Origin of the sequence: Streptomyces sp. NBC_00557 (genome assembly GCF_036345995.1) — a bacterium.
In the GTDB taxonomy this organism is placed as follows: domain Bacteria; phylum Actinomycetota; class Actinomycetes; order Streptomycetales; family Streptomycetaceae; genus Streptomyces.
The window spans coordinates 5,349,592-5,371,615 of sequence record NZ_CP107796.1; the positions used below are offsets into that span (position 1 = coordinate 5,349,592).

The following is a 22,024-nucleotide window of genomic DNA, read 5'->3' on the forward strand; positions in this document are numbered from 1 at the left end:
AAAGGCCGCGAAAAAGACGGGCGGGGGCGCCCGGCACACGGTGCCGGGCGCCCCCGCCGGTCGTACGGCTTACCTGCCCGCCGCCGCGTCCGCCGCCTGGGCCTTCAGCGCGCGCTCGATGCCCGCGCGGGACTCCGAGACGAGGCGGCGCAGGGCCGCGTTCGGCTCGGCCGTGGCCAGCCAGGAGTCCGTCTTGGCGAGGGTGGCCTCGGAGACCTGGATCGCCGGGTACAGGCCGACGGCGATCTGCTGGGCCATCTCGTGGGAACGCGACTCCCAGACGCCCTTGAGGACCTCGAAGTAGGCGTCCGCGTACGGCGCCAGCAGCTCGCGCTGGTCGGTCTGGACGAACCCGCCGATCACCGCCTCCTGCACGGCGTTCGGCAGCTTGTCGGAGTCGATGACCGAGGACCACGCCTCCGCCTTCGCCTCCGGCGTGGGCCGGGCCGCGCGGGCGGTCGCCGCGTGGCGCTCACCGGCAGCCGTCTTGTCCCGCTCGTACTCCGCCGCGATCTCCGCCTCGTCGTAGCGGCCGACCGCCGCGAGCCGCTCCACGAACGCCCAGCGCAGCTCCGTGTCGACGGCCAGGCCCTCGATCGTCTGCGTGCCCTCCAGCAGCGCCTCCAGCAGGTCCAGCTGCTCCGGGGTGCGGGCCGTGGCCGCGAAGGCGCGGGCCCAGGCCAGCTGGTGGTCGCTGCCCGGCTCCGCCGCGCGCAGGTGCGCGAGCGTGGCGTCGGTCCAGCGGGTCAGCAGGGACTCGCGGGCGGCCGGGTCGGCGTACAGGTCGATGGCGAGCTTGACCTGGCGGTGCAGCGACTGCACCACGCCGATGTCCGACTCCTTGCCGATGCCGGACAGGACGAGGGAGAGGTAGTCGCGGGTGGCCAGCTCGGCGTCCCGCGTCATGTCCCAGGCCGAGGCCCAGCACAGGGCGCGCGGCAGGGACTCCGTGAAGTCGCCGAGGTGCTCGGTGACGACCCTCAGGGACTCCTCGTCCAGGCGGACCTTCGCGTACGACAGGTCGTCGTCGTTGAGCAGGACGACCGCCGGGCGGCGCTTGCCGGTGAGCTGCGGTACGGCCGTCAGCTCGCCGTCGACGTCCAGCTCGATCCGCTCGGTCCGCACCAGCTTGCCCGAGTCGCCGTCGAGGTCGTACAGGCCGATGGCGATGCGGTGCGGGCGCAGGACCGGCTCGCCCTTGGCGCCGGCGGGCAGCGCCGGGGCCTCCTGGCGGACGGCGAAGGAGGTGACGACGCCCTCCGCGTCCGTGGCGATCTCCGGCCGCAGCACGTTGATGCCCGCGGTCTCCAGCCACTTCTTCGACCAGGTCTTCAGGTCGCGGCCGGAGGTCTCCTCCAGGGCGCCGAGCAGGTCGGACAGGCGGGTGTTGCCGTACGCGTGCCGCTTGAAGTAGGCCTGCACGCCCTTGAAGAACTCGTCCTCGCCGACGTAGGCGACCAGCTGCTTCAGCACCGAGGCGCCCTTGGCGTACGTGATGCCGTCGAAGTTGACGAGCACGTCGTCCAGGTCGCGGATGTCCGCCATGATCGGGTGCGTGGAGGGCAGCTGGTCCTGCCGGTACGCCCACGTCTTCATCGAGTTGGCGAACGTGGTCCACGAGTGCGGCCAGCGCGAGCCGGGGGCGGCGGCCTGGCAGGCGATGGAGGTGTAGGTGGCGAACGACTCGTTCAGCCACAGGTCGTTCCACCACTCCATGGTGACCAGGTCGCCGAACCACATGTGGGCCAGCTCGTGCAGGATCGTCTCCGCGCGGACCTCGTACGCCGCGTCGGTCACCTTGGACCGGAAGACGTACTGGTCGCGGATGGTGACCGCGCCGGCGTTCTCCATCGCGCCCGCGTTGAACTCGGGCACGAACAGCTGGTCGTACTTCTGGAACGGGTAGGCGTAGTCGAACTTCTCCTGGAACCACTCGAAGCCCTGCCGGGTCACCTCGAAGATCGCGTCCGCGTCCAGGAACTCGGCCAGCGAGGGCCGGCAGTAGATGCCGAGCGGCACGCTCTGCCCGTCCTTCTCGTACACGCTGTGGACGCTGTGGTACGGGCCGACGATGAGCGCGGTGATGTACGTCGAGATGCGCGGGGTCGGCTCGAAGACCCAGACGTTGTCCTGGGGCTCGGGCGTCGGCGAGTTGGAGACGACGGTCCAGCCCTCGGGCGCCCGCACGGTGAACTGGAAGGTGGCCTTCAGGTCCGGCTGCTCGAAGGAGGCGAACACCCGGCGGGCGTCCGGCACCTCGAACTGGGTGTACAGGTAGGCCTGGTCGTCGACCGGGTCCACGAACTTGTGCAGGCCCTCACCGGTGTTGGTGTAGGCGCAGTCGGCGACGACCCGGAGGACGTTGCGCCCCTGAAGCAGCCCCGGCAGGGCGATCCGCGAGTCCTTGAAGACCTCGGCCGGGTCCAGCGCGTCCCCGTTCAGCGTGATCTCGTGGACGGTCGGCGCGACCAGGTCGATGAAGGACTCGGCGCCGTCCCGGGCCACGTCGAAGCGCACCGTGGTCACGGACCGGTAGGTCGCGCCCTCCTGCGCGCCGGAGAGGTCGAGTTCGATCTCGTACGAGTCAACGGTGAGCAGCTCGGCCCGCTGCCGCGCCTCTTCGCGAGTCAGGTTTGTGCCAGGCACGCGGTCATCTCCTCGATATGTGTCGGTTGCGTCATCCTTCCACGGGACCCGCGGGAAACGCGATGTCCGGTTCCCGCCGGTCAGCGCGGCGGTCGGGCGGGACGCTGGCGGTATGACGATCTACACGGCACTCCCGATTCCGTCGGGCACCCTGAAGGAACTGCGCACCTCCGACGACGCCGGCCGCCCCGCGGCCCCCTTCACCGACGAGGAGGGCGGCGCCCCGCTGCGCTGCTGCCTGCGCCACAGCGAGCCCGGCGAACAGATCGCCCTGGTCTCCTACGCGCCGCTGCGCCGCTGGGCCGCCGAGACGGGCGCGGACCCGGGGGCCTACGACGAGCAGGGCCCGGTCTTCATCCACGCCGGCGACTGCCCCGGCCCGTCCGGCGCCGGCCTGCCCTTCACCAACGCCCACCGCACCCTGCGCCGCTACTCGGCCGACGGCCGCATCCTGGGCGGCCGCCTCGTGGACACCGGCTTCCCCTCCGCCCTCGCCGAGGCCTTCGCCGATCCTGAGGTGGCGCTGGTGCACGTGCGGGCGGTGGAGTACGGGTGCTTCCTGTACGAGGTGCGGCGGGGCTAGGTCCTGTCCGCGGGCGACCGGGACCAGTCGGCGGGCGACCGGGGAAACGGCGAGGGGCGGCCACGTGACCGTGGCCGCCCCTCGCCGCGGTGCTCTACTTCTCGGACAGCTCCGCCGCCACCAGCTCCGCGATCTGGACCGCGTTCAGCGCGGCGCCCTTGCGGAGGTTGTCGTTGGAGATGAACAGGGCGAGGCCGTTGTCCACCGTCTCGTCGCGGCGGATGCGGCCGACGTACGACGGGTCCTGGCCGGCCGCCTGCAGCGGGGTCGGGATGTCGGAGAGGGCCACGCCCGGCGCGCCCGCGAGCAGCTCGGTGGCGCGCTCGGGGGACAGGGGGCGGGCGAAACGGGCGTTGACCTGGAGGGAGTGGCCGGAGAAGACGGGCACGCGCACGCAGGTGCCGGAGACCTTCAGCCCGGGGATCTCCAGGATCTTGCGGGACTCGTTGCGCAGCTTCTGCTCCTCGTCGGTCTCGTTGAGACCGTCGTCGACGAGGTTGCCGGCGAAGGGCAGCACGTTGAACGCGATGGTGCGCTTGTAGACGTTCGGCTCGGGGAAGTCGACCGCCGCGCCGTCGTGGGTCAGCTTGTCGGCCTCGTCGGCCACCTTCAGCACCTGGCCGTGCAGCTCGGCCACGCCCGCCAGACCCGAGCCGGACACGGCCTGGTAGGTGGCGACGACCAGCGCCTCGAGGCCCGCCTCCTCGTGCAGCGGCTTCAGCACCGGCATCGCGGCCATCGTGGTGCAGTTCGGGTTCGCGATGATGCCCTTGGGGCGGTCGGCGACCGCGTGCGGGTTCACCTCGGAGACCACCAGGGGCACCTCGGGGTCCCGGCGCCAGGCCGAGGAGTTGTCGATCACGACGGCGCCCTGGGAGGCGACCTTCTCGGCCAGCGCCTTGGAGGTCGAGCCGCCCGCGGAGAACAGCACGATGTCCAGGCCGGTGTAGTCCGCGGTCGCCGCGTCCTCCACCGTCACCCCGTCCAGCACGGTGCCGGCCGAGCGCGCCGAGGCGAACAGGCGCAGCTCGGTCACCGGGAAGTTCCGCTCCGTGAGGATCCTGCGCATGACCGTGCCGACCTGACCGGTGGCTCCGACGATTCCGACCCTCACAGCGACTCCCTCTTTGTGTCTCGTGCCTGACCGGGGCTTTTCCATGATGCGGCCGACCCCGGTCCACCTGTCCAATTCTTTGCGACGCCTGCCCGAGGAGTGGGACACGATCATCCGCCGGACGGTTCCGGACGTCCCCCACAAGCCCCGCCGAGCTGCAGAAATTCCCTCCGCCGGACGCCCGGACCGCAAGCTGTGCTGTCCCGCCCCTGCCCGTACGGCCTTCCGGGCACACTGCGGTGTGACGTACGCCTCCGCGGGCCGCCGGAAACCCGTGCGAACGTTTCCGCCCGCTCCCGCGTCGTAGGGGCGAACGCGTGAGGGGGTGGCTTGTGCTGCGCGGAGGGGCGCGCCGCGACCGGGGGGCGTACGCCGCCGGTACGGACCGCGGGGACCGTACCGGCGGCGATCCGCTGGACGCGGCCCAGGAACGCCGGGTGCGGGCGGTGCTCGCGCTCGGCGGGGTGCCGCAGTCGGACCTGTTGGACGGGGTGCAGCAGGTACGGCTGCGGCTGCTGGAGCGGACCGCGAGCGGGCGGGAGGCGCCGCGGGACGTGTCGGCGTGGGCGGCGGTGGTCGCCTCCAACCTCGCCATGGACTGGCACCGGGCCAAGCGGCGCCAGGAGCGGCTGGGGGAGCGGCTGGCCGCGCTGCGCGAGCCCGCGCACGCCTCCGGGGAGGAGACCAGCCTGCTCTCCCTCGCCGTCGCCCGGGGCCTGGACGAACTGCCCGCCGCCCAGCGGCAGGTGATCGTCCTCCGCTTCTTCGCCGACCTGCCCGTCCGGGACATCGCCGAGGAACTGGACATCCCGGAGGGCACGGTCAAGAGCAGACTGCACACGGCGGTCCGCGCCCTGCGCGCCCGCCTGCACGAGGACGAGGTGGTGTGACATGACCGCCGGGCAGGGAAGCGCGGGCGACGCGCGGGGCACGGGCGGTGAGGGGGACGCCGGGGGCGGCCCCGGTGCGCGCAGCGGCGGCGAGTACGGCGGTATGGACGCGCTGATGGCCGCGATCACGGGGGAGCCGCTGCCGGAGGAGGCCCGGCGGGACCCCGCCTTCCTCGCCCGGCACCGCGCGGCCGAGGCGGACGTGGCGGTGCTGAGGGATCAGCTGAGCCGGATCGCGCAGGCGCTGACCGGGGAGCCGGTGGAAGACGTGCCGGGGGAGCCGGAAAGGGGGCCGGCGGAGCAGGCGGAAGGTGCGCTGCGCCCCGGGGAACCGGTGACGCACGCCCGGCCGGCGTCCGCGCCCCGCGGTGGCGCGCGGCCGGTGCGTGCCGGGCGCCGGCCCCCGCGCCCCCCGCGTCCCGGCCGGCCCTCCGGGTCTCGCCGGGCGCTGCGGGTCGCGTTCGGGGCGCTCGCCGGGGCCGGGGCCTTCGCGCTGGTCGTCGGGTTCGGCTGGATGGTGACGCACTCCGGCGGCTCGGAGGACTCCGGTACCGCCGCGGCGGCCAAGAGCGCGGACAAGAGCGCCGGCGATGCCCGGGCCGATGTCTCCGGGGACGACGGGCGGCCGTCCGACCCGGTACGCGCCCTGGCCTGCTCCCGGCTGGTCGTGGAGGGCACCGTGGCGAAGGTGGAACCGCGGAGGCAGTCGCCCTGGAGCCGGATCACGCTGAAGGTGATCCGCTCCTACAAGCCCGCGCACGGACCCGCCCGGGTGAGCTTCCTGCTCGACGGCGGTGCGCGGCCGGCCCCGCGCGCCGGACAGCACGTCCTCGTCCAGGTCGGCGCGGGTCGGCGCAACGCGAGCGTGTGGGCCGTCGGAGACACCCGCGTGGCCGTGAACCGCGCGTGGGTCATCCAGGCCCTGCCCGCCTCCCGGCACACGACCTGCCCCGGCACCGGAGAGGCGCCCACCGGCAAGCCGTGACCTCCTCGCAGAAGGCCCCGCGGTTTCCGTCAGCCTTCCTTGGAGCGTGCGTAGTGCCGTGAGGCCTTCGCGCGGTTGCCGCACGCCGCCATCGAGCACCAGCGGCGGGTGCCGTTGCGGGACGTGTCGAAGAAGTGCAGGATGCAGCCGCCCCCGGCGCAGCTCCGGATCCGCTCCGGCGCCCGGGTGATCAGCTCCAGGTAGTTCCGGGCGGCGAGCCAGGCCGGCCCCCAGGACGGGTCGGCGAACTCCGGCTCCTCGGCGGGGCCGTCCGCGGTCAGCCGGGCCCGGATCCGCCCGTGTTCCAGTACGGCGTCCACGAGCGGCGCCGCCTCGGCCGGCGACCCGTCCACCGCCGCCTTGAGCGCCGCGCGCGCCTCGCGCAGATGATCCAGCGCCTCGGGGCCGGCCGTGTGGTCCCCGGCCAGCCCGTTGCTCGCGAGCCACACCGCGAGGCCCTCCGTGCCGGCGAGCAGGTCCTGGGTGACGCCGTCCCGGTTCCAGCGGGTGTTGAGCAGATCGAGCGCGAGCGGCTCACCGGTGAGCGGACGGGGATCGCGGCTGGTGGGCATGGGCACTCCTTCTGATCTAACCACTCAAGTGTATGTCGCCGGTTGACCCTGTCGCCTCTAACCCCCTATTCTCGAGAACAACGGTTAGGTATCCCGAAGGGAAGAACCATGGCCCCGCACCTCGCGCACGCAGGACTGAACGTCACCGACCTCGACCGCTCCCTCGCCCTCTACCGCGACCTCCTCGGCTTCGCCGTGCTCGCCGAGGGCAAGGAGGACGGCCGGCGCTGGGCGATGCTGGGGGAGCCCGGCGGCGCCCCGCTCGTCACCCTCTGGCAGCAGGCGCAGGGGTCGTACGACAGCGGCCGGTCCGGACTGCACCACCTCGCCCTCGCGGTCGACTCGATCGACCGCGTCCGCGCCTACGAGACCGCGCTGCGGGCCGCCGGAGTGGACTTCGCCCACGACGGCGTGGTCGCCCACCGCGAGGGCGGCGCCACGGGCGGGATCTTCTTCCACGACCCGGACGGCATCCGCCTGGAGATCTCCGCCCCGCTCGGCCCCGACGGCGCCACGGCCCCCCACGCGGACGCCCCGACCTGCGGCTTCTTCTAGTCATGGGCGCCTATCACGCGGGCTCGCTCGCCCTGCAGGACCTCCTGGGCGTCCGCGACCGCGCCGCCCACGTGGGCCGCTCCCTCGGCCAGGACATCAAGCCCGTCGCGGCGGCCTTCCTGGAGACGCAGCCCCTGCTGGTGGTGGGCGCGGCGGAGCCGGCGACGGGGCGGGTGTGGGCGTCGGCGCTCACGGGGCCGCCGGGCTTCGTCCGCGCGACGGGGCCCCGTCAGGTGTCGGTGCTCACGGACACCGGACGGCTCGCCACCGCGCTGAAGACCCCCGGCACGCCCGTGGGCACCATCGCGCTGGACCCGCGGACCCGCCGCCGTATGCGCGTCAACGGCCGCCTGCGGCCGACGCCGAGGGGGTTCGCGGTGGAGGCGGACCAGGTCTTCTCCAACTGCCCCAAGTACATCCAGCGCAGGGCGTCGTACGAGACGGTCGCCGGCCGCACGCCCGCCACACCCCGGCGGACCACCGAACTCACCACCGGGCAGGAGGAGTTCATCCGCGCGTCCGACACCTTCTTCCTGGCCACGGTCCACCCCGGCGGAGCCGACGCCAGCCACCGGGGCGGCAACCCGGGGTTCGTCCGGGTCACCTCCCCCCGCGAACTGACCTGGCCGGACTACCCCGGCAACGCCATGTTCCTGTCCCTCGGCAATCTGCGCAGCGACCCCCGCGCGGGACTGCTCTTCCTCGACTGGACCACCGGCACCACCCTGCAGCTCACCGGGGAGGCGCACACCGAGTTCACCGCCGGGGGCGACCGCAGCGTCCGCTTCACCCTCACCGAGGCCCTGTGGACCCCGGCCGCCCTGCCGCTGCGCTGGCCGGCGCCCGGATACTCACCGGCGAACCCCGACGTCCCGCGCTAACGTCCGCCCATGCGACGGAACTTGAGGGTGGCGGCCTACGCCGTGTGCGTCCGCGACGAACAGATCCTCCTGGCCCGCTCACCCGCGCCCGACGGAACCCCCGAGTGGGTGCTGCCGGGCGGCGGCATGGAGCACGGCGAGGACCCGTACGACACCGTCCGCCGCGAGGTCATGGAGGAGACCGGTTACCGCATCGAGGTGACCGGTCTCCTCGGCGTCGACTCCTTCCGGCTCGTCCAGGGCGCCCGCTTCGGCCGCCGCACCGACCACCACGCCCTGCGTCTCGTCTACGAAGGAGAGGTCGTCGGCGGCGAACTCCGGTACGAGGTGGGCGGGTCCACGGATTTCGCCGCCTGGCAGGATCTCTCGGCCGTGCCGGGCCTGAACCGGGTGCCCGTGGTCGACACCGCGCTGCGGCTGTGGCGGGAGCGCCCCGCGCACGGCCACCTCACCGCCGGGACCCCTCCCGTACCCCAGGAGGTGAACGGGGAGTGACCGTCTCCCGGCCGCGCGCGATCCACTCCGTGACCGCGGCCGGTACCCGGTGATCCACGTACGGTGATCGGCGCTGCGCGTTGCCGCCGCGTTCACGCGCAGGTCATCCCCGGTGCCAACGATCCAAGGCGAGCGGGGCGTTCGCGCAGGCGACGGCCCGCGACCACTGCCGACGCGTTCGCACTCGGGGAGATCGCGCCAATGTCGCGCATACGCTCTGTCGCCGCCTCCACTGCTTCCAGCCTGGGGGTCAACCGCCGTACCGTCCTCGCCGCCGCCGGAGCGGTCTCGCTCTCCGCGGGCGTCGGCTACGCCCTCCGCCCCACCGACAGCGAGGCCGCCACCGCGGCGGCGCCGGTCGCCCACTCCCGGCAGGCCGGCCCGGCCGCCCTCGCCCCGTACACCAAGGGCACGACCCTCGCCTCCGTCGCCGCACCGCGGAACAGCTCCGGCTACCGGCGGCTCGGCGACGGTGCGGGCTGGAGCCGGGTCGTGCGCAGCGAGCTGGCCGCCCCCAAGTCCGGGCGGGCGGGCCGCCGCAGGACGCTCGCGGCGTTCGTGCAGTTCACCGACCTGCATCTGCAGGACGTGCAGCACCCGCTGCGGCTGGAGTACCTGCGCTCCACCGATGTGCACGCCTGGCGCCCCCAGGAGGCGCTCACCGTGCAGGGCGCCGTCTCGCTGGTGGAGCGGGTCAACGCGCTGCGCGGCGCCCCCGTCACCGGCGCCCCGCTCCACTTCGTGATGACGACCGGCGACAACACCGACAACAACGCCCACTCCGAGCTGGAGTGGTTCATGAAGGTGATGAGCGGCGGCCGCATCACCCCCAACTCCGGTGACCCCAAGCACTACGAGGGCGTGCAGAACAGCGGCATGAAGCTGTACTGGCAGCCGGAGTCCACCACCCGCGACAACGACAAGGCGCTCGGCTTCCCGCACCTGAACGGCTACCTGGCCGCCGCGATCCGGGAGGTGCAGAGCCCCGGCCTGAAGCTGCCCTGGTACTCGACCGTCGGCAACCACGACGCCCTGCCGCTCGGCTGCTACGGCTCTCACGGCGACCCCTATCTCGCCGAGGCGGCCATCGGCGGCAAGAAGCTGTTCGACGTCTCCGCCGCCGACGCCAAGAAGCTCCAGGACGCCATCAAGAAGGCCACCGACCCCAGGGGCGCCGGCTACCGCGACTTCCTCAAGGCGCACGCCCGTTCCATGCGCTCGGTCACGCCGGACGAGAAGCGCGCCCCCTACACCCAGGCCGACTACCTCAAGGCCCACCTGGACCCCGCCCACCAGGGACTCGGCCCGGTCGGGCACGGGTACTCCTCGGCCAACCTCGACGCGGGCACCCAGTACTACGCCTTCCGCATCTCCGACGACGTCATCGGCATCAGCCTCGACACCACCGACGCCGGCGGCCACTACGAGGGCTCCATCGGCACCGCCCAGCTGAAGTGGCTGGACAAGACGCTGAAGGACAACAAGGACTCCTACGCCGTCGTCTTCAGCCACCACACCAGCAAGACGATGGACAACACCCGCCCCGACCCGGCCCGTCCGGGCGAGAAGCGGCACGGCGGCGCCGAGGTGGTCTCGGTGCTGAACGCCCACGCCAACGTGCTGGCCTGGGTGAACGGCCACATCCACAAGAACGTCGTCACCCCGCACCAGGCCTCCGGCGGCCGCTCCTTCTGGGAGATCTCCACCGCCTCGCACGTCGACTACCCCCACCTCGCCCGCATCATCGAGCTGGTGGACAACAAGGACGGCACGCTCTCGGTGTTCACCACCCTGATCGAGTCGGCCGCCCCGCACCGCACCGACTTCGCCGACCTCTCCCAGACCGGCCTCGCCGCCCTCTACCGCGAGCTGGCCTTCAACGCCCCCGGCGCCAACAAGACCCTGGCGGGCAGCGCGGCCGACCGGAACACCGAGCTGGTGCTCAAGAAGGGCTGAGAGTCACCCGACCGGCCCAGCGCCGGGCAACCTCGGGCATGCGGCGCCGGTTTCCTCCCCCGACCGCACCGGACAGCACAGGTTGGGGGAAGACATGCGCGTACGCACGACCCTGGTGGCCGCCACGGCCGTACTCCTCACGGCGGCCCTCGCGGCGCCGGCCGCCGCCACGGCCGGAGACCACGGGCACGCGGCCACCGGCACCGCCCTGCAGGCGGCGGTCGCGGCCGGCGTGCCCGGGGTGACCGCCACCGCCGAGGACGGCCACGGCACCTGGTCCGCGACCGCCGGCGTGGGCGACATCGGCACGGGCCGGCCGCGCTCGGCCGCCGACCGGTACCGCGTCGGCAGCATCACCAAGACCTTCGTCGCCACCGTGCTGCTCCAGCTGGAGGCGGAGGGCCGGCTCTCGCTGGACGACACGGTGGACGAGTGGCTGCCGGGCGTCGTGCGCGGACACGGCCACGACGGCCGGCACATCACCGTCCGGCAGCTGCTCAACCACACCAGCGGCGTCTTCGACTACACCAGCGACCCCGGCTTCTACCGGTCGGTCTTCACCGAGGACGGCTTCCTGCGGCACCGCTACGACACCCACACCCCCGGCGAGCTGGTGCGGACCGCCATGCGGCACCGGCCGGACTTCGCTCCGGGCGCCTCCTGGAAGTACTCCAACACCAACTACGTCCTGGCCGGCATGGTGATCGAGAAGGTGACGGGGCACCCGTACGCCACCGAGATCGAGCGCCGGATCATCGCGCCGCTGCGGCTGCGGGGCACCTCCGTTCCCGGCACCCGCAGCACCGTGCCCCGGCCGAGCAGCCGCGCCTACTCGAAATTCACCGATCCGAAAGGCCCGGCCCGCGACGTCACGGAGCTGAACCCGTCGCTCGCCTCCGCCGCCGGTGAAATGATCTCGGACTCCGCCGACCTCGATCGTTTCTACAGCGCACTGCTCCGCGGAAAACTCCTGCCGCCCCGGCAGCTGACGGAAATGAGGACCACCGTCGAGGCCACCGGAATCCCCGGCGCGCGCTACGGCCTCGGGATCATGGACACGCGCCTGAGCTGCGGTGTTCATGTGTGGGGCCACAACGGCGGAATCCACGGCTCGCAGTCCTCGGCGGTCACGACGGCGGACGGTGAGCACGCGATCGCATTCAATTTCAACGGCGACTGGGCCGGGGATCCCGAGTCGGTGATCGACGCGGAATTCTGTTAGCCACCGTTTCATTCGCGTCATTCCGTGTTAACGCGGACGCAATGTCCGTACCGCCTCATATCGGCTAACCCGCTGAGGACGGGGTTGGCTCGATCTTTTTGATCATTCTTGCAAGGCGGGTGGTCGCGTGCGCGCGAGGCACGGACTGCGGGTGCTGTCGGTCTACGAGGGCTTCTTCTCCGGAGGAGCCCGGATCGTGCACAGCGACGTCGTACGGGGACTGGCCGAGGGCGGCCAGTCCCACCAGGTACTCAGCATCCACGACGAGGTCCGGCGCGAGGCCACCCGGCAGCGCATGGAGGACGACCACTGCTACCGGGCGCTGACCGCCGGCGGCATCGGCGTCACCTCGCTCGGCCGCAGCGCGGGCCTGGCCGACGGCGCGCTCGCGGCGAACGTTTTCAGCGGGCCCGAGCTGGCCGAAACCGCTCGGTCGATGGCCGGGGCGGATGTGATCCTCTCCCTGAAGGAGCAGCCGCTGGCCCTGCTCAACCAGGCCGGCCTGCCCCGCCGCCCGGTCGTGGTCTGCCTGCACCGCTCCGACCCGGAGAACCAGGGCCCCGCCCTCGACCAGCTCAAGGCCGCCCTCGCCGACGGCACGGTGGCCGCGTGCGTGTGCTGCGCCGAGTCCACCCGGGCCGCCTACGAGGCCGCCGGCGTCCCGGGCCGCTTCCTGCACGTCATCCCCAACGGCGTCGACCTGCTCCGCTTCCGCCCCGACCCCGCCGCCCGCCTCGCCGTGCGCGCCGCCCTCGGCATCGCGGACCGGGCGCCGGTGATCGTCTTCGCGGCCCGGTACGCCGCGATGAAGAACGTCCCGCTGCTGCTGAGGGCGGCCCGCGCCTGGCTGGCCCGCGAGGGCGGCGGGCACCTGCTGATGTGCGGCGCCGGGATGACCCCCGGCAACCCGGGGCTGCGTGCCGACCTCGCCGAGGCCTTCGCCGACGCGCCGTCCCTCACCGGGCGGGTGCACCTGCTCGGCGTACGGCACGACATGCCGGCCGTGTACGCCGCCGCCGACGTCGTCGCCCTGACCTCCGTGTTCGGGGAGGCGGCGCCGCTGTGCCTGATCGAGGGCATGATGTGCGGCGCGGTCCCGGTCACCACGGACGTCGGCGACAGCGCGGACATCGTCACCGGCCACGGCTTCGTCACCCCGCCGGACCCGGGCGCCATCGCCCTGGCCTGGACCGCGGCGGCCGCCGGCCGCACACGACTGGCCCCGGCGCTTCTGGCCGCCCGCGAGCGGTTCAGCCGCACCCGCATGATCGCCGCGTACGCCGGGCTGCTGGACGAGGTGTATGCCGCGCACGTCGCCGGGCGCGAGGTCGTCGCGCCGCACGCCCCGGCCGCCGTATCGCCGGCCCTCCCGGAGGGCGAGGCCGCCCAGTACGCCTTCGCCGGCGAGGCCGGGCTCCTCCAGGGCCCCTCGCCCCTCGACACGCCCGGCCTCGAGGGGCGTCCCGGCCTGGTGGGCGAGGAGGGGACGGACGAGCGGTAGCGGGGCGCGGTCAGGAGACCCGGTCGAGCGCCGCGAGATAGCCGCGGGCCTGGCCGCGGGCCGTGGGGTGGTACGACGAGGTCAGGGACAGCAGGTCGACGCTGTGCAGCCAGGGGGTGCCGGAGCAGATCTCGTGGCCGGCGAAGGCGGCGCGGACGTCGGCGAAGGCGAAGCCGTGGGCCGCGGCACGCCGGGCGATCACCGCGTCGAGCTGGTCCACCGCGCGGTTCAGGTCGGCCCGCTCGCTGTCCTGGAGGCCGGACCGGCAGGTGCCGTTGATCCGGTACAGATGCGGATAGCCGAGCACCACGACCCGGGCGGCGGGAGCCCGGTTCCTGATGGCCGAGTAGAGCCGGTCCAGGGCGGCCGGGAGGGGTCCGTCCAGGGCGGAGCGGGCGCCGGCGACGGCGGACCGGCACAGCCCGGCGCCGCCCACCGCGCACGTCGTCATGACGGAGGCGAAGCCCACGTCGCCGCCGCCGACGGTGAGGGTGACCAAGCGCGTGTGCGGGCCGAGCGAGCCGAGCTGCTGGGCCAGGACGTCGCCGGCCCGGGCGTGGTCGCAGGCGGCGAACGCGAAGGACGTCATCCTGTGGGCCTCGGCCCACAGCACGGGATACGCGTGGCTGCTGCGCTTGCACTCCGGCCGGCCGGGGAGGTAGTCGCCCGCGCCGACACCGGAGGAGTAGGAGTCGCCGAGGGCCGCATAGCTCACGGCCGCTGGCCTGGGCGCCGCCTGCGCCGTCACGGGGGCGGCGGCGAGGCAGGCCGCGGCGAGCACCAGGGCGGACGTACCCGCGGCTGTCCGGTTGTGTCGCATACCTCTCATCTTTCGTGGCCCGCACGGCACCGCCCGCGAAGCTCCTCCGTTCGGGTGACGCGGTCCCTACCGGGGCAGCACCACGACATAGGCCGCCGGATCCCGGTCGGCGGCGGCCATCAGGGCCGTGCGCACCACCGCCGCCTGCTGCTCCATCCCCTCCCTGAGCTTCTTGGGGGTGATGTGGACGACCGTGATCCCGAGCCGTTCCAGGTACTCGCGCTTGCGCGCGTACTCCGACCACAGCTCGTCGTCGTCCTGCCGGGGCGCCCGCGTGTCCAGCTCCACCGCCACCGCCTGGTCCGGCCAGTACGCGTCCAGGCCGCCGAGGTGCGGGCCGCCGGGCAGCCGCAGGTCGACGTTCCACACCGGGTCGGGCAGGCCGTACTCGCGGACCATCCGGTACAGGCGGTTCTCGGCGATCGAGCGGCCCTCCGCCACCAGCGCGTCCACCGCGTCCACCACGTGCGGCCGGCTCAGCAGCTTCGCCTGCGTCAACTCCCGCACCACGGCGGCCGGTTCGCAGTGGCCGCCGCGCACCGCCTCGGTCAGCAGCCGCCGTACCGCCTCCGCGTCCGACGGCTCCGCCACGGCGTCCGCCAGCGCCCGCGGCACCGGCGCCACCGGCAGGCCCGTCACCGCGACCGGGGTGGGCAGGGCGGCGGTGCGCAGCACGCGGACGTAGCCGGTGGAGCGCAGCCGGCGCAGCCGCGGCACCAGCACGTCGACGCGGTCCAGGGAGAGCAGCGGCGGGGTGGCGGAGAAGCCGTGCAGGGTGAGGGCCGCGAGACCGGTGATCACCGCCTCCGCGTACACCGGGCGGTGCGGTTCCTGCGCCGTGGGCTGGGCCGGGACGCCGGGCGCGGACGCGCGGGCCGCGTACAGCAGGGCCCCGTGCAGACGCTCCTCGCTCGTGGGCGGCCCCGGGCGCAGCAGGACCACGTTCGGCAGCAGCATCTGCCAGGGTCCGCCGGGGCGGCACTGCTCGTTCAGCTCGGCCGTCGTCACACCGTGCGAGCGCAGCTGAGCCGTCGTCAGGACACGGCGGTGGACGGGGGACAGATGCCGGAGAGGGCGGGGGGAGAGCGGGGTGTTGTGCGTCATGGCGTCGAGATTCCCGCGCCGGGTCACACCGGTAACCGCTGTTACACGCCCGTCGAGAAATGCGGACGATGCGGGACTAAAGGTCAGGTGTTCGGATGCCGACCGGGGACGGGTAACCCCTGGTCCGATCGGGTGCGGACCAGGGGTTACGGTTCTGTTTGACCGAATTTCGTAACGGTCGCCGGCCGGGCAGGCTCAGGCCAAGGGTCAGTGGCCGGCGGCCGACGCGTCGCACGCCTGTGCCCGCAGCGCCCGCGCCAGGTCGTCCCGCGCCTCCAGCACCAGCCGGCGCAGCGCCGGCGCCGCGTCCGCGTGCTCCCGCAGCCACGCGTCCGTCGCCTCCAGCGTCTCGGCACGGTCCTGCAACGCCGGGAACAGACCCCGCACGACGTCCATGCCGATCTGGATCGACCGCTCCCGCCAGACCCGCTCGATCGCCGCGAAGTACAGCGGTGCGTACGGCGCGATCAGCTCCCGCTGCGAGGGCTGGCCGAAGCCCGCGATCGTCGCCTCCACCAGCGCGTTCGACAGCGTGTCGGACTCCACCACCTGTGCCCAGGCCTGCGCCTTGACCGCCGCCGACGGGCGGGCCGCCAGACACCGGACCTGGTGGCGCTTGCCGGACGCCGTGTCGTCGCGGGCCAGTTCGGCCGCCAGCGCCGACTCGTCCGCCGCCCCGTGCGCGGCCAGCGGCTCCAGGAACGCCCAGCGCAGCTCCTGGTCCACCTTCAGGCCCTCGATCTCCGTGGTGCCGTCCAGCAGGTCCTGCAGCAGCTTCAGGTCCGGCTCGGCGGAGGCCACGGTCGCGTAGAACCGCGCCCAGGCCAGCTGCTGCTCGCTGCCCGGCGCGGCCGCCCGCAGCTCCCGCAGCGCTCCCTCGGCCAGCAGGTCGCCGCCGGCCGCCCGCCACTCGGGCGCCGCGTAGTGCACCAGCGCCGAGTTCGCCCACGCGTGCAGCATCTGCAGCACGCCGATGTCGGACTCGCGGCCCGCGAACCGCAGCACCAGGCCGATGAAGTCCCGCGCCGGCAGCAGCGCGTCCCGGGTCATGTTCCACAGCGCCGACCAGCACAGCGCCCGGGCCAGCGGGTCGGTCAGCGCGCCCAGGTGCTCCTTCAGCGTGGCCAGCGAGGTGTCGTCGAAGCGGGTCTTGCAGTACGTCAGGTCGTCGTCGTTGACCAGGACGAGCTCCGGGGCCTCGGCGCCCGCGGCGTCCCGGACGACCGTGCGCGGCTCGTGCACGTCCGTCTCCACGCGCGCGTACCGCTCGAGCGCGCCCTCGCCCGTGCGCCGGTACAGGCCCACCGCGATCCGGTGCGGGCGCAGCTCGGGATGCGACTCGGGCGCCTCCTGCACCACCGCCAGCTCCGCCACGCGGCCCTCGGCGTCCAGCAGCACCTGCGGGGTCAGCGAGTTGACCCCGGCCGTCTGCAGCCAGGACCGCGCCCACGCCGACATGTCCCGGCCGCTGGTCTCGCCCAGCGCCGACAGCAGGTCGCCGAGCCGGGTGTTGCCGTAGGCGTGCCGCTTGAAGTAGCGGCGGGCGCCCTCCAGGAACGCGTCCTGCCCGACGTACGCCACCAGCTGCTTGAGCACCGAGGCGCCCTTGGCGTAGGTGATGCCGTCGAAGTTCAGCTTGGCGTCCTCCAGGTCACGGATGTCCGCCGTGATCGGGTGCGTGGAGGGCAGCTGGTCCGCGCGGTACGCCCAGGCCTTGCGGCGGTTGGCGAAGGTGATCCAGGCGTCCTTGAAGCGGGTCGCGCCCACGTTCGCGAAGGTGCCCATGAAGTCCGCGAAGGACTCCTTCAGCCACAGGTCGTCCCACCACTCCATGGTGACCAGGTCGCCGAACCACATGTGCGCCATCTCGTGCAGGATCACGTTGGCGCGGGCCTCGTACGACGCCTGGGTCACCTTGCCGCGGAAGATGTACTCCTCGCGGAAGGTCACCAGGCCCGGGTTCTCCATCGCGCCCAGGTTGTACTCGGGCACGAACGCCTGGTCGTACTTGCCGAACGGGTACGGGTAGTCGAAGTGCTCGTGGAAGAAGTCCAGGCCCTGCTTGGTGACCAGGAAGACGTCCTCGGCGTCGAAGTGCGGGGCCAGCCCCTTGCGGCACATCGCGCCGAGAGGGATCTCCAGCTTGGTGCCGTCCTCGAAGGAGCGGGTGTAGGAGTCGGTGACGTAGTGGTACGGCCCCGCCACCACGCACGTGATGTACGTCGAGATCGGCTTGGTCTCCGCGAACCGCCAGACGCCGTCGGCGAGTTCGCCCGCGCCGTTGCTCCACACCGTCCAGCCCTCGGGCGCCCGCACCTCGAATCGGTACGGCGCCTTCAGGTCCGGCTGCTCGAAGTTGGCGAAGACGCGGCGGGCGTCGGCCGGCTCGTACTGGGTGTAGAGGTAGACCTCGCCGTCCTCCGGGTCGACGAAGCGGTGCAGGCCCTCGCCGGTGCGGGAGTAGGCGCACTGCGCGTCCACCACCAGCTCGTTCTCCGCGGCCAGGTCCTCCAGCGCGATCCGCGCGCCGTCGAAGACCTCGCCCGGGTCCAGGTCCCGGCCGTTCAGCGACACCGCGGTGACGCTCGGCGCGATGAGATCGGCGAAGGTGGAGGCGCCCGGCTCGTTGCAGCGGAAGCGGATCGTGGTCACCGAGCGGAACGTGCGCGGCTCGCCGTCCCGGTCGCCGACGGCGGACCTGAGGTCCAGGGACACGTCGTACCCGTCTACGGACAGCAGGGCGGCCCGTTCCCGGGCCTCGTCGCGGGACAGATTCTCACCGGGCACGGACGGCACTCCCTCGTGATCGCGTGGATGAGACGGAACAGGACCGATCCTGCCATGTGCACCTGACGGGGGTCATCAGGGAATGCCGGTCGCGAGGGCGTCGTTGAGGCTGGGAAAAGCGCCTTTTCGCTGAGGAGAGCCATGTCCGAGTCCGGCAAGACCCCCGTCGACTTCTGGTTCGACCCGCTGTGCCCGTGGGCCTGGATGACGTCCCGCTGGGTGCTGGAGGTGGAGAAGGTCCGGGACATCGAGGTGCGCTGGCACATCATGAGCCTCGCCGTCCTCAACGAGGACAAGCTGGACGAGCTGCCCGAGGAGTACCGGGAGATGCTCGCGACCAAGGCCTGGCAGCCGGTGCGCGTGGTCACCGCGGCCTGGCAGAAGCACGGTGCGGACGTCCTCGGCCCGCTCTACACCGCCCTCGGCACCCGCATCCACAACAACGGCGAGGGCCCGACCCTGGAGGCCGTCGCCGGCGCCCTCGCGGACGTCGGCCTGCCCGCCGAGCTGATCGACTACGCCGAGCAGGAGGACTTCGAGTTCGACGCCGAGCTGCGCGCCTCCCACAAGGAGGGCATCGAGAAGGTCGGCCAGGACGTCGGCACCCCGGTGATCGCGCTGCCCGGCCCCGACGGCGAGCAGATCGCCTTCTTCGGCCCGGTCGTCACCCCCGCCCCCAAGGGCGAGGAGGCGGCCCGCCTGTGGGACGGCGCCGTCGCCGTCGCCTCGGTCCCGGGCTTCTACGAACTGAAGCGCACCAGGACCAAGGGGCCGGACTTCAGCAACCTTTAGTCCGCACACCGTCACCTGGGCGACGACGTCGGGAGCGGTACGCCCGGCTTGAGGAAGAACAGGCCGGTGATCCTGCCGCTCCCGTCGAAGCTCACGCGGAACTCACCAGCGCTGTGCTGCATGCGCAAGGGCACGCTGACCACCGTGTACCGGCCGGTCTTCGTGTCCTTGGGCTTCTCGTGCGACTCGTAGTGCCCGAACTGGTCCTGGTAGGCCTCCCACAGCTGCCCCAGCGCGTCCGGCGACAGGTGCCCCCGCACGTCGGCGTCGAAGTGGGCGGTGGCGGCCCGGTAGTGGCCCTTCACGATGGCGTCGAGCGTCTTCAGGGCGACGGCGTCGTTCTTGGGAGCGGCCAGTGCGGAACCGGCGGCCGGCAGCAGCGCGGCCAGGGCCAGCGCGACCGAGGCGGCCGCCACCAGGACCAGCCGCCGCCTGCCGCGGGCTGCGGTGTCTTTGTCGGACATACAGCCCATCGTGCCCCACCCGTCCCGGCCCCGCATGCCGGAACCTCCCTGGCCGGGAGGACACGCACCCCAGCCGGAGCCCTGCGTGGTGGCGGCGGCCTCGACCAGCTGCGCCTTGAAACCGGCGAAGGAGCCGAAGGACTCGGCGACGGCGTCCGCCAGGTCACCGCGTCGCAGGTGGGCGCCGGTGCCGTGGTGGGGACTCAGCGCTGGGCGCGGGCCCGCTGCCAGAGGTAGCCGACGACCGCCAGGACCACCGTCATGCCGCCGGTGGACAGCAGCTGCACCCGGGTGTCCGGCTCACGGGCCATCAGGACGAAGATCGTGGCCATGCCGGCCAGCGCGACCCAGGTCAGCCAGGGGAACGCCCACATGCGTACGACCAGCTTCTCGGGGGCCTCGCGCTCGATGCGGCGGCGCAGCAGCAGCTGGGAGACCGCGATGAAGATCCAGACGACCAGGATGACCGCGCCGATCATGTTCAGCAGCCAGGGGAAGACGTCGTTCGGGCGCCAGTAGCTCAGCAGCACGCAGACGAAACCGAAGAAGCAGGACGTGAGCACCGCGATCCGGGGCACCCCGCCGGACAGCCTGGCCAGCGCCTTCGGGCCCTGGCCGCGCTCGACCAGCGAGTAGGCGATGCGCGAGGAGCCGTAGATGTTGGCGTTCATCGCGGACAGCAGGGCGACCAGGACGACCACGTTCATCAGCCGGCCCGCGCCGGGGATGCCGAGGTGGTCGAGCGTGGCGACGTACGGGCCCTTCGCCACGACCTCCGCCGAGTTCCAGGGGACGAGGGTGACCACGACGGCCATCGAGCCGATGTAGAACAGGGCGATGCGCCACATGGCGGTGCGGACGGCGGAGGCCACGCCGCGCACCGGGTTCTCGGACTCGGCCGCCGCGATGGTGACCGTCTCCAGGCCGCCGTAGGCGAAGACGGAGGCGAGCAGGCCGACCAGCAGGCCCTGGTTGCCGTGCGGCATGAAGTCGGTCAGGTTGGCGGCGCCGGGGGAGTGGGTGCCGGGCAGCACCCCGGCGATGGCCAGCACCCCGAGGACCAGGAACAGGCTGATCGCGCCCACCTTCAGCGCGGCGAACCAGAACTCGAACTCGCCGAAGTTCTTCACGGCGGCCAGGTTCGTCCCGCAGAACACCACCATGAACAGGGCCACCCACATCCACTGCGGGGTGCCCGGCAGCCAGCCCTGGACGATGTGCGCGGCGCCGATGCCCTCCAGGCCGACGGCCGTGCACAGCAGCACCCAGAAGGACCAGCCGGCGGCGAAGCCCGCCCAGGGGCCGATCGCCCGCTCGGCGTGCGCGGAGAAGGAGCCGGAGGACGGGTAGGCGGCGGACATCTCGCCCAGCATCCGCATCACCAGCATCACCAGCAGGCCGGAGAGCGTGTAGGCGATCACGATGGACGGCCCGGCGGCGGCGATACCCGCCCCCGAGCCGACGAACAGACCCGCGCCGATGACCCCGCCGAGCGCGATCATCGACAGATGGCGCTGCTTGAGGCCGTGGGAGAGGGAGACGCCGTCCTGCTGCTGCGGCGGCGTCTCGGTGGTCGTGCTGGTGGGCATGGGCGGGGCTCTCCGGGCAGGGCAAGGGCGGGCAAAACGCCGCCAGTCTGGGCGGCCCGTCCGCTCACGCGAAGGAGCCGCCCAGTATCCGGACACCCGGCGTACGCAGGGTGAACGACCGATTACGCCGCCGTGGGTACCGGCGTGTAGTGCGAGGCGTCGCCCTCGATCGCGTAGCTCTCCTTGCCCTCGATGCCGACCGGGACGTCACCGGCGACGGTCACCCGGTGCAGCCGGCGCGGCCGTCCGTCGTAGTTGTCGATGGCGTAGTGCTGCGTGATCCGGTTGTCGAAGAGGACGAGCTCGTTCTCCGCCCAGCGGTGACGCAGGATGTTCTCCGGCCGGGTGACGTACGCCTGGAGCAGGTCGAGCACCTTCCGGGACTCGCCTGCCGACAGGCCGGTGATCCGCTGTGCGAACCCGCCGATGAACAATCCGCGTTCGCCGGTCAGCGGATGCACCCGGACCACCGGGTGGACCGTGCGGTAGGTGATCGACGTGAACTGGGCCCGCTGGGCGGCCTTCTCCTCGTCGATCTCCTCGTCCGGGACGGCGTAGTCGTAGTCGTTGGTGTGCTCGGCCCACAGGGTGTCGGCGAGGCGGCGCAGCGGCTCGGGCAGGTCGCGGTAGGCGGCGGCCGCGTTCGCGATCAGGGTCTCGCCGCCGTACGGCGGGACGGTGATCGAGCGCAGGGTGCTGGCCTGCGGCGGGTTCAGGACGAAGGTGACGTCGGTGTGCCAGTGGTTGGCGCGGCCCCGCTCGCTGTCGACGGGCAGCACGTTGGGTGCGCCGTCGACCGCGCCGACCGTCGGGTGGGCGGTGGTCAGGTCGCCGAAGTGCCGGGCGAAGGCCTGCTGCCCGGCGTCGTCCAGCCCGGCGGCGTCGAACACCAGCGCCTTGTGGACGTTCAGGGCCTCACGGATCGCCGCGACCTGCTCCGGGGCGAGCGGCCGGGTGATGTCGACGCCGGAGACGCGGGCGCCGATGCGTGCGGTGACCTTGGTGATCTCGATGGACATGTACGGGTCCTCTCCAGGTGAAGGCGGGGCTCAGGTACTGGGGGTCGGG

Annotated in this window: 19 protein-coding genes and 1 pseudogene; 10 read left to right on the forward strand and 10 right to left on the reverse strand. The window is 72.7% G+C overall.

What is annotated here, in order from left to right; all coding sequences use genetic code 11:
• Positions 1–69 precede the first annotated feature (69 nt).
• Entirely contained in the window at positions 70–2,646 is a 2,577-nt protein-coding gene (gene pepN / locus OG956_RS23370) for an aminopeptidase N (RefSeq protein ID WP_330339942.1), read from the reverse strand.
• A 112-nt stretch (positions 2,647–2,758) separates the two neighbouring features.
• Between pepN (OG956_RS23370) and OG956_RS23375 the strand changes: the two genes are divergently transcribed.
• Positions 2,759–3,229 (forward strand): DUF1203 domain-containing protein, encoded by a 471-nt coding sequence (locus OG956_RS23375; RefSeq protein WP_330339943.1) that lies wholly within the window; start codon positions 2,759–2,761, stop codon positions 3,227–3,229.
• 94 nt (positions 3,230–3,323) lie between these two features.
• On the opposite strand, the gene OG956_RS23380 is transcribed toward OG956_RS23375, so the two are convergent.
• On the reverse strand, positions 3,324–4,343 hold the full coding sequence (locus OG956_RS23380) for an aspartate-semialdehyde dehydrogenase (protein ID WP_330339944.1): 1,020 nt from the start codon (positions 4,341–4,343) through the stop codon (positions 3,324–3,326).
• A gap of 332 nt (positions 4,344–4,675) precedes the next feature.
• Here OG956_RS23380 and OG956_RS23385 point away from each other — a divergent pair, with 332 nt between their 5' ends.
• Together OG956_RS23385 and OG956_RS23390 are read left to right on the forward strand one after the other, a co-directional pair.
• Positions 4,676–5,233 carry an RNA polymerase sigma factor gene (locus OG956_RS23385; protein WP_330342927.1) on the forward strand — a complete coding sequence of 186 codons (558 nt, stop codon included), beginning with the start codon at positions 4,676–4,678 and terminating at the stop codon, positions 5,231–5,233.
• Between the two features lies 1 nt (position 5,234).
• Positions 5,235–6,218, forward strand: coding sequence for a hypothetical protein (locus OG956_RS23390; protein ID WP_330339945.1), 984 nt, complete (start codon positions 5,235–5,237; stop codon positions 6,216–6,218).
• Positions 6,219–6,247: 29 nt separating this feature from the next.
• Here the strand turns inward: OG956_RS23390 and OG956_RS23395 are convergent, their stop codons facing one another.
• Complete coding sequence (locus tag OG956_RS23395; RefSeq protein ID WP_330339946.1) at positions 6,248–6,790, reverse strand: CGNR zinc finger domain-containing protein; 543 nt, start codon at positions 6,788–6,790, stop codon at positions 6,248–6,250.
• Positions 6,791–6,898: 108 nt separating this feature from the next.
• On the opposite strand from OG956_RS23395, the gene OG956_RS23400 reads away from it, so the two are divergent.
• The 6 genes from OG956_RS23400 to OG956_RS23425 all read left to right on the forward strand — a co-directional run bounded on the left by OG956_RS23400 (position 6,899) and on the right by OG956_RS23425 (position 13,400).
• Positions 6,899–7,345 carry a VOC family protein gene (locus OG956_RS23400; protein WP_330339947.1) on the forward strand — a complete coding sequence of 149 codons (447 nt, stop codon included), beginning with the start codon at positions 6,899–6,901 and terminating at the stop codon, positions 7,343–7,345.
• 2 nt (positions 7,346–7,347) lie between these two features.
• Entirely contained in the window at positions 7,348–8,226 is an 879-nt protein-coding gene (locus OG956_RS23405) for a pyridoxamine 5'-phosphate oxidase family protein (protein ID WP_330339948.1), read from the forward strand.
• 9 nt (positions 8,227–8,235) lie between these two features.
• A complete protein-coding gene (locus OG956_RS23410; RefSeq protein ID WP_330339949.1) occupies positions 8,236–8,721 on the forward strand; it encodes an NUDIX hydrolase in 486 nt (161 codons plus the stop codon).
• A 201-nt stretch (positions 8,722–8,922) separates the two neighbouring features.
• Positions 8,923–10,677: a TIGR03767 family metallophosphoesterase gene (locus OG956_RS23415; RefSeq protein ID WP_330339950.1), complete on the forward strand. Its 1,755-nt coding sequence runs from the start codon at positions 8,923–8,925 to the stop codon at positions 10,675–10,677.
• Between the two features lie 94 nt (positions 10,678–10,771).
• Positions 10,772–11,899 (forward strand): serine hydrolase domain-containing protein, encoded by a 1,128-nt coding sequence (locus tag OG956_RS23420; RefSeq protein WP_330339951.1) that lies wholly within the window; start codon positions 10,772–10,774, stop codon positions 11,897–11,899.
• Positions 11,900–12,026: 127 nt separating this feature from the next.
• On the forward strand, positions 12,027–13,400 hold the full coding sequence (locus tag OG956_RS23425) for a glycosyltransferase (protein WP_443065595.1): 1,374 nt from the start codon (positions 12,027–12,029) through the stop codon (positions 13,398–13,400).
• A 10-nt stretch (positions 13,401–13,410) separates the two neighbouring features.
• On the opposite strand, the gene OG956_RS23430 is transcribed toward OG956_RS23425, so the two are convergent.
• The 3 genes from OG956_RS23430 to pepN (OG956_RS23440) form a co-directional block, all read right to left on the reverse strand.
• Positions 13,411–14,220 (reverse strand): SGNH/GDSL hydrolase family protein, encoded by an 810-nt coding sequence (locus OG956_RS23430; RefSeq protein ID WP_330339952.1) that lies wholly within the window; start codon positions 14,218–14,220, stop codon positions 13,411–13,413.
• 66 nt (positions 14,221–14,286) lie between these two features.
• Positions 14,287–15,324 (reverse strand): hypothetical protein, encoded by a 1,038-nt coding sequence (locus OG956_RS23435; protein WP_330339953.1) that lies wholly within the window; start codon positions 15,322–15,324, stop codon positions 14,287–14,289.
• Positions 15,325–15,531: 207 nt separating this feature from the next.
• Positions 15,532–18,111, reverse strand: a complete 2,580-nt coding sequence (gene pepN / locus OG956_RS23440; protein ID WP_330339954.1) for an aminopeptidase N — start codon at positions 18,109–18,111, stop codon at positions 15,532–15,534.
• 141 nt (positions 18,112–18,252) lie between these two features.
• Here pepN (OG956_RS23440) and OG956_RS23445 point away from each other — a divergent pair, with 141 nt between their 5' ends.
• The gene (locus OG956_RS23445; protein WP_330339955.1) at positions 18,253–18,903 is read left to right on the forward strand and encodes a mycothiol-dependent nitroreductase Rv2466c family protein; all 651 of its coding nucleotides are present in this window, start codon (positions 18,253–18,255) and stop codon (positions 18,901–18,903) included.
• 11 nt (positions 18,904–18,914) lie between these two features.
• Here OG956_RS23445 and OG956_RS23450 read toward each other — a convergent pair whose 3' ends face one another.
• The 4 genes and pseudogenes from OG956_RS23450 to OG956_RS23465 form a co-directional block, all read right to left on the reverse strand.
• Positions 18,915–19,367, reverse strand: a complete 453-nt coding sequence (locus OG956_RS23450; RefSeq protein WP_330339956.1) for a DUF3887 domain-containing protein — start codon at positions 19,365–19,367, stop codon at positions 18,915–18,917.
• A gap of 66 nt (positions 19,368–19,433) precedes the next feature.
• Positions 19,434–19,535, reverse strand: a pseudogene (locus tag OG956_RS23455) (Fe-Mn family superoxide dismutase); the annotation flags it as partial.
• 35 nt (positions 19,536–19,570) lie between these two features.
• Entirely contained in the window at positions 19,571–20,956 is a 1,386-nt protein-coding gene (locus OG956_RS23460) for an amino acid permease (protein WP_330339957.1), read from the reverse strand.
• A 122-nt stretch (positions 20,957–21,078) separates the two neighbouring features.
• Entirely contained in the window at positions 21,079–21,975 is an 897-nt protein-coding gene (locus OG956_RS23465; RefSeq protein WP_330339958.1) for a TauD/TfdA dioxygenase family protein, read from the reverse strand.
• Positions 21,976–22,024: the final 49 nt, after the last annotated feature.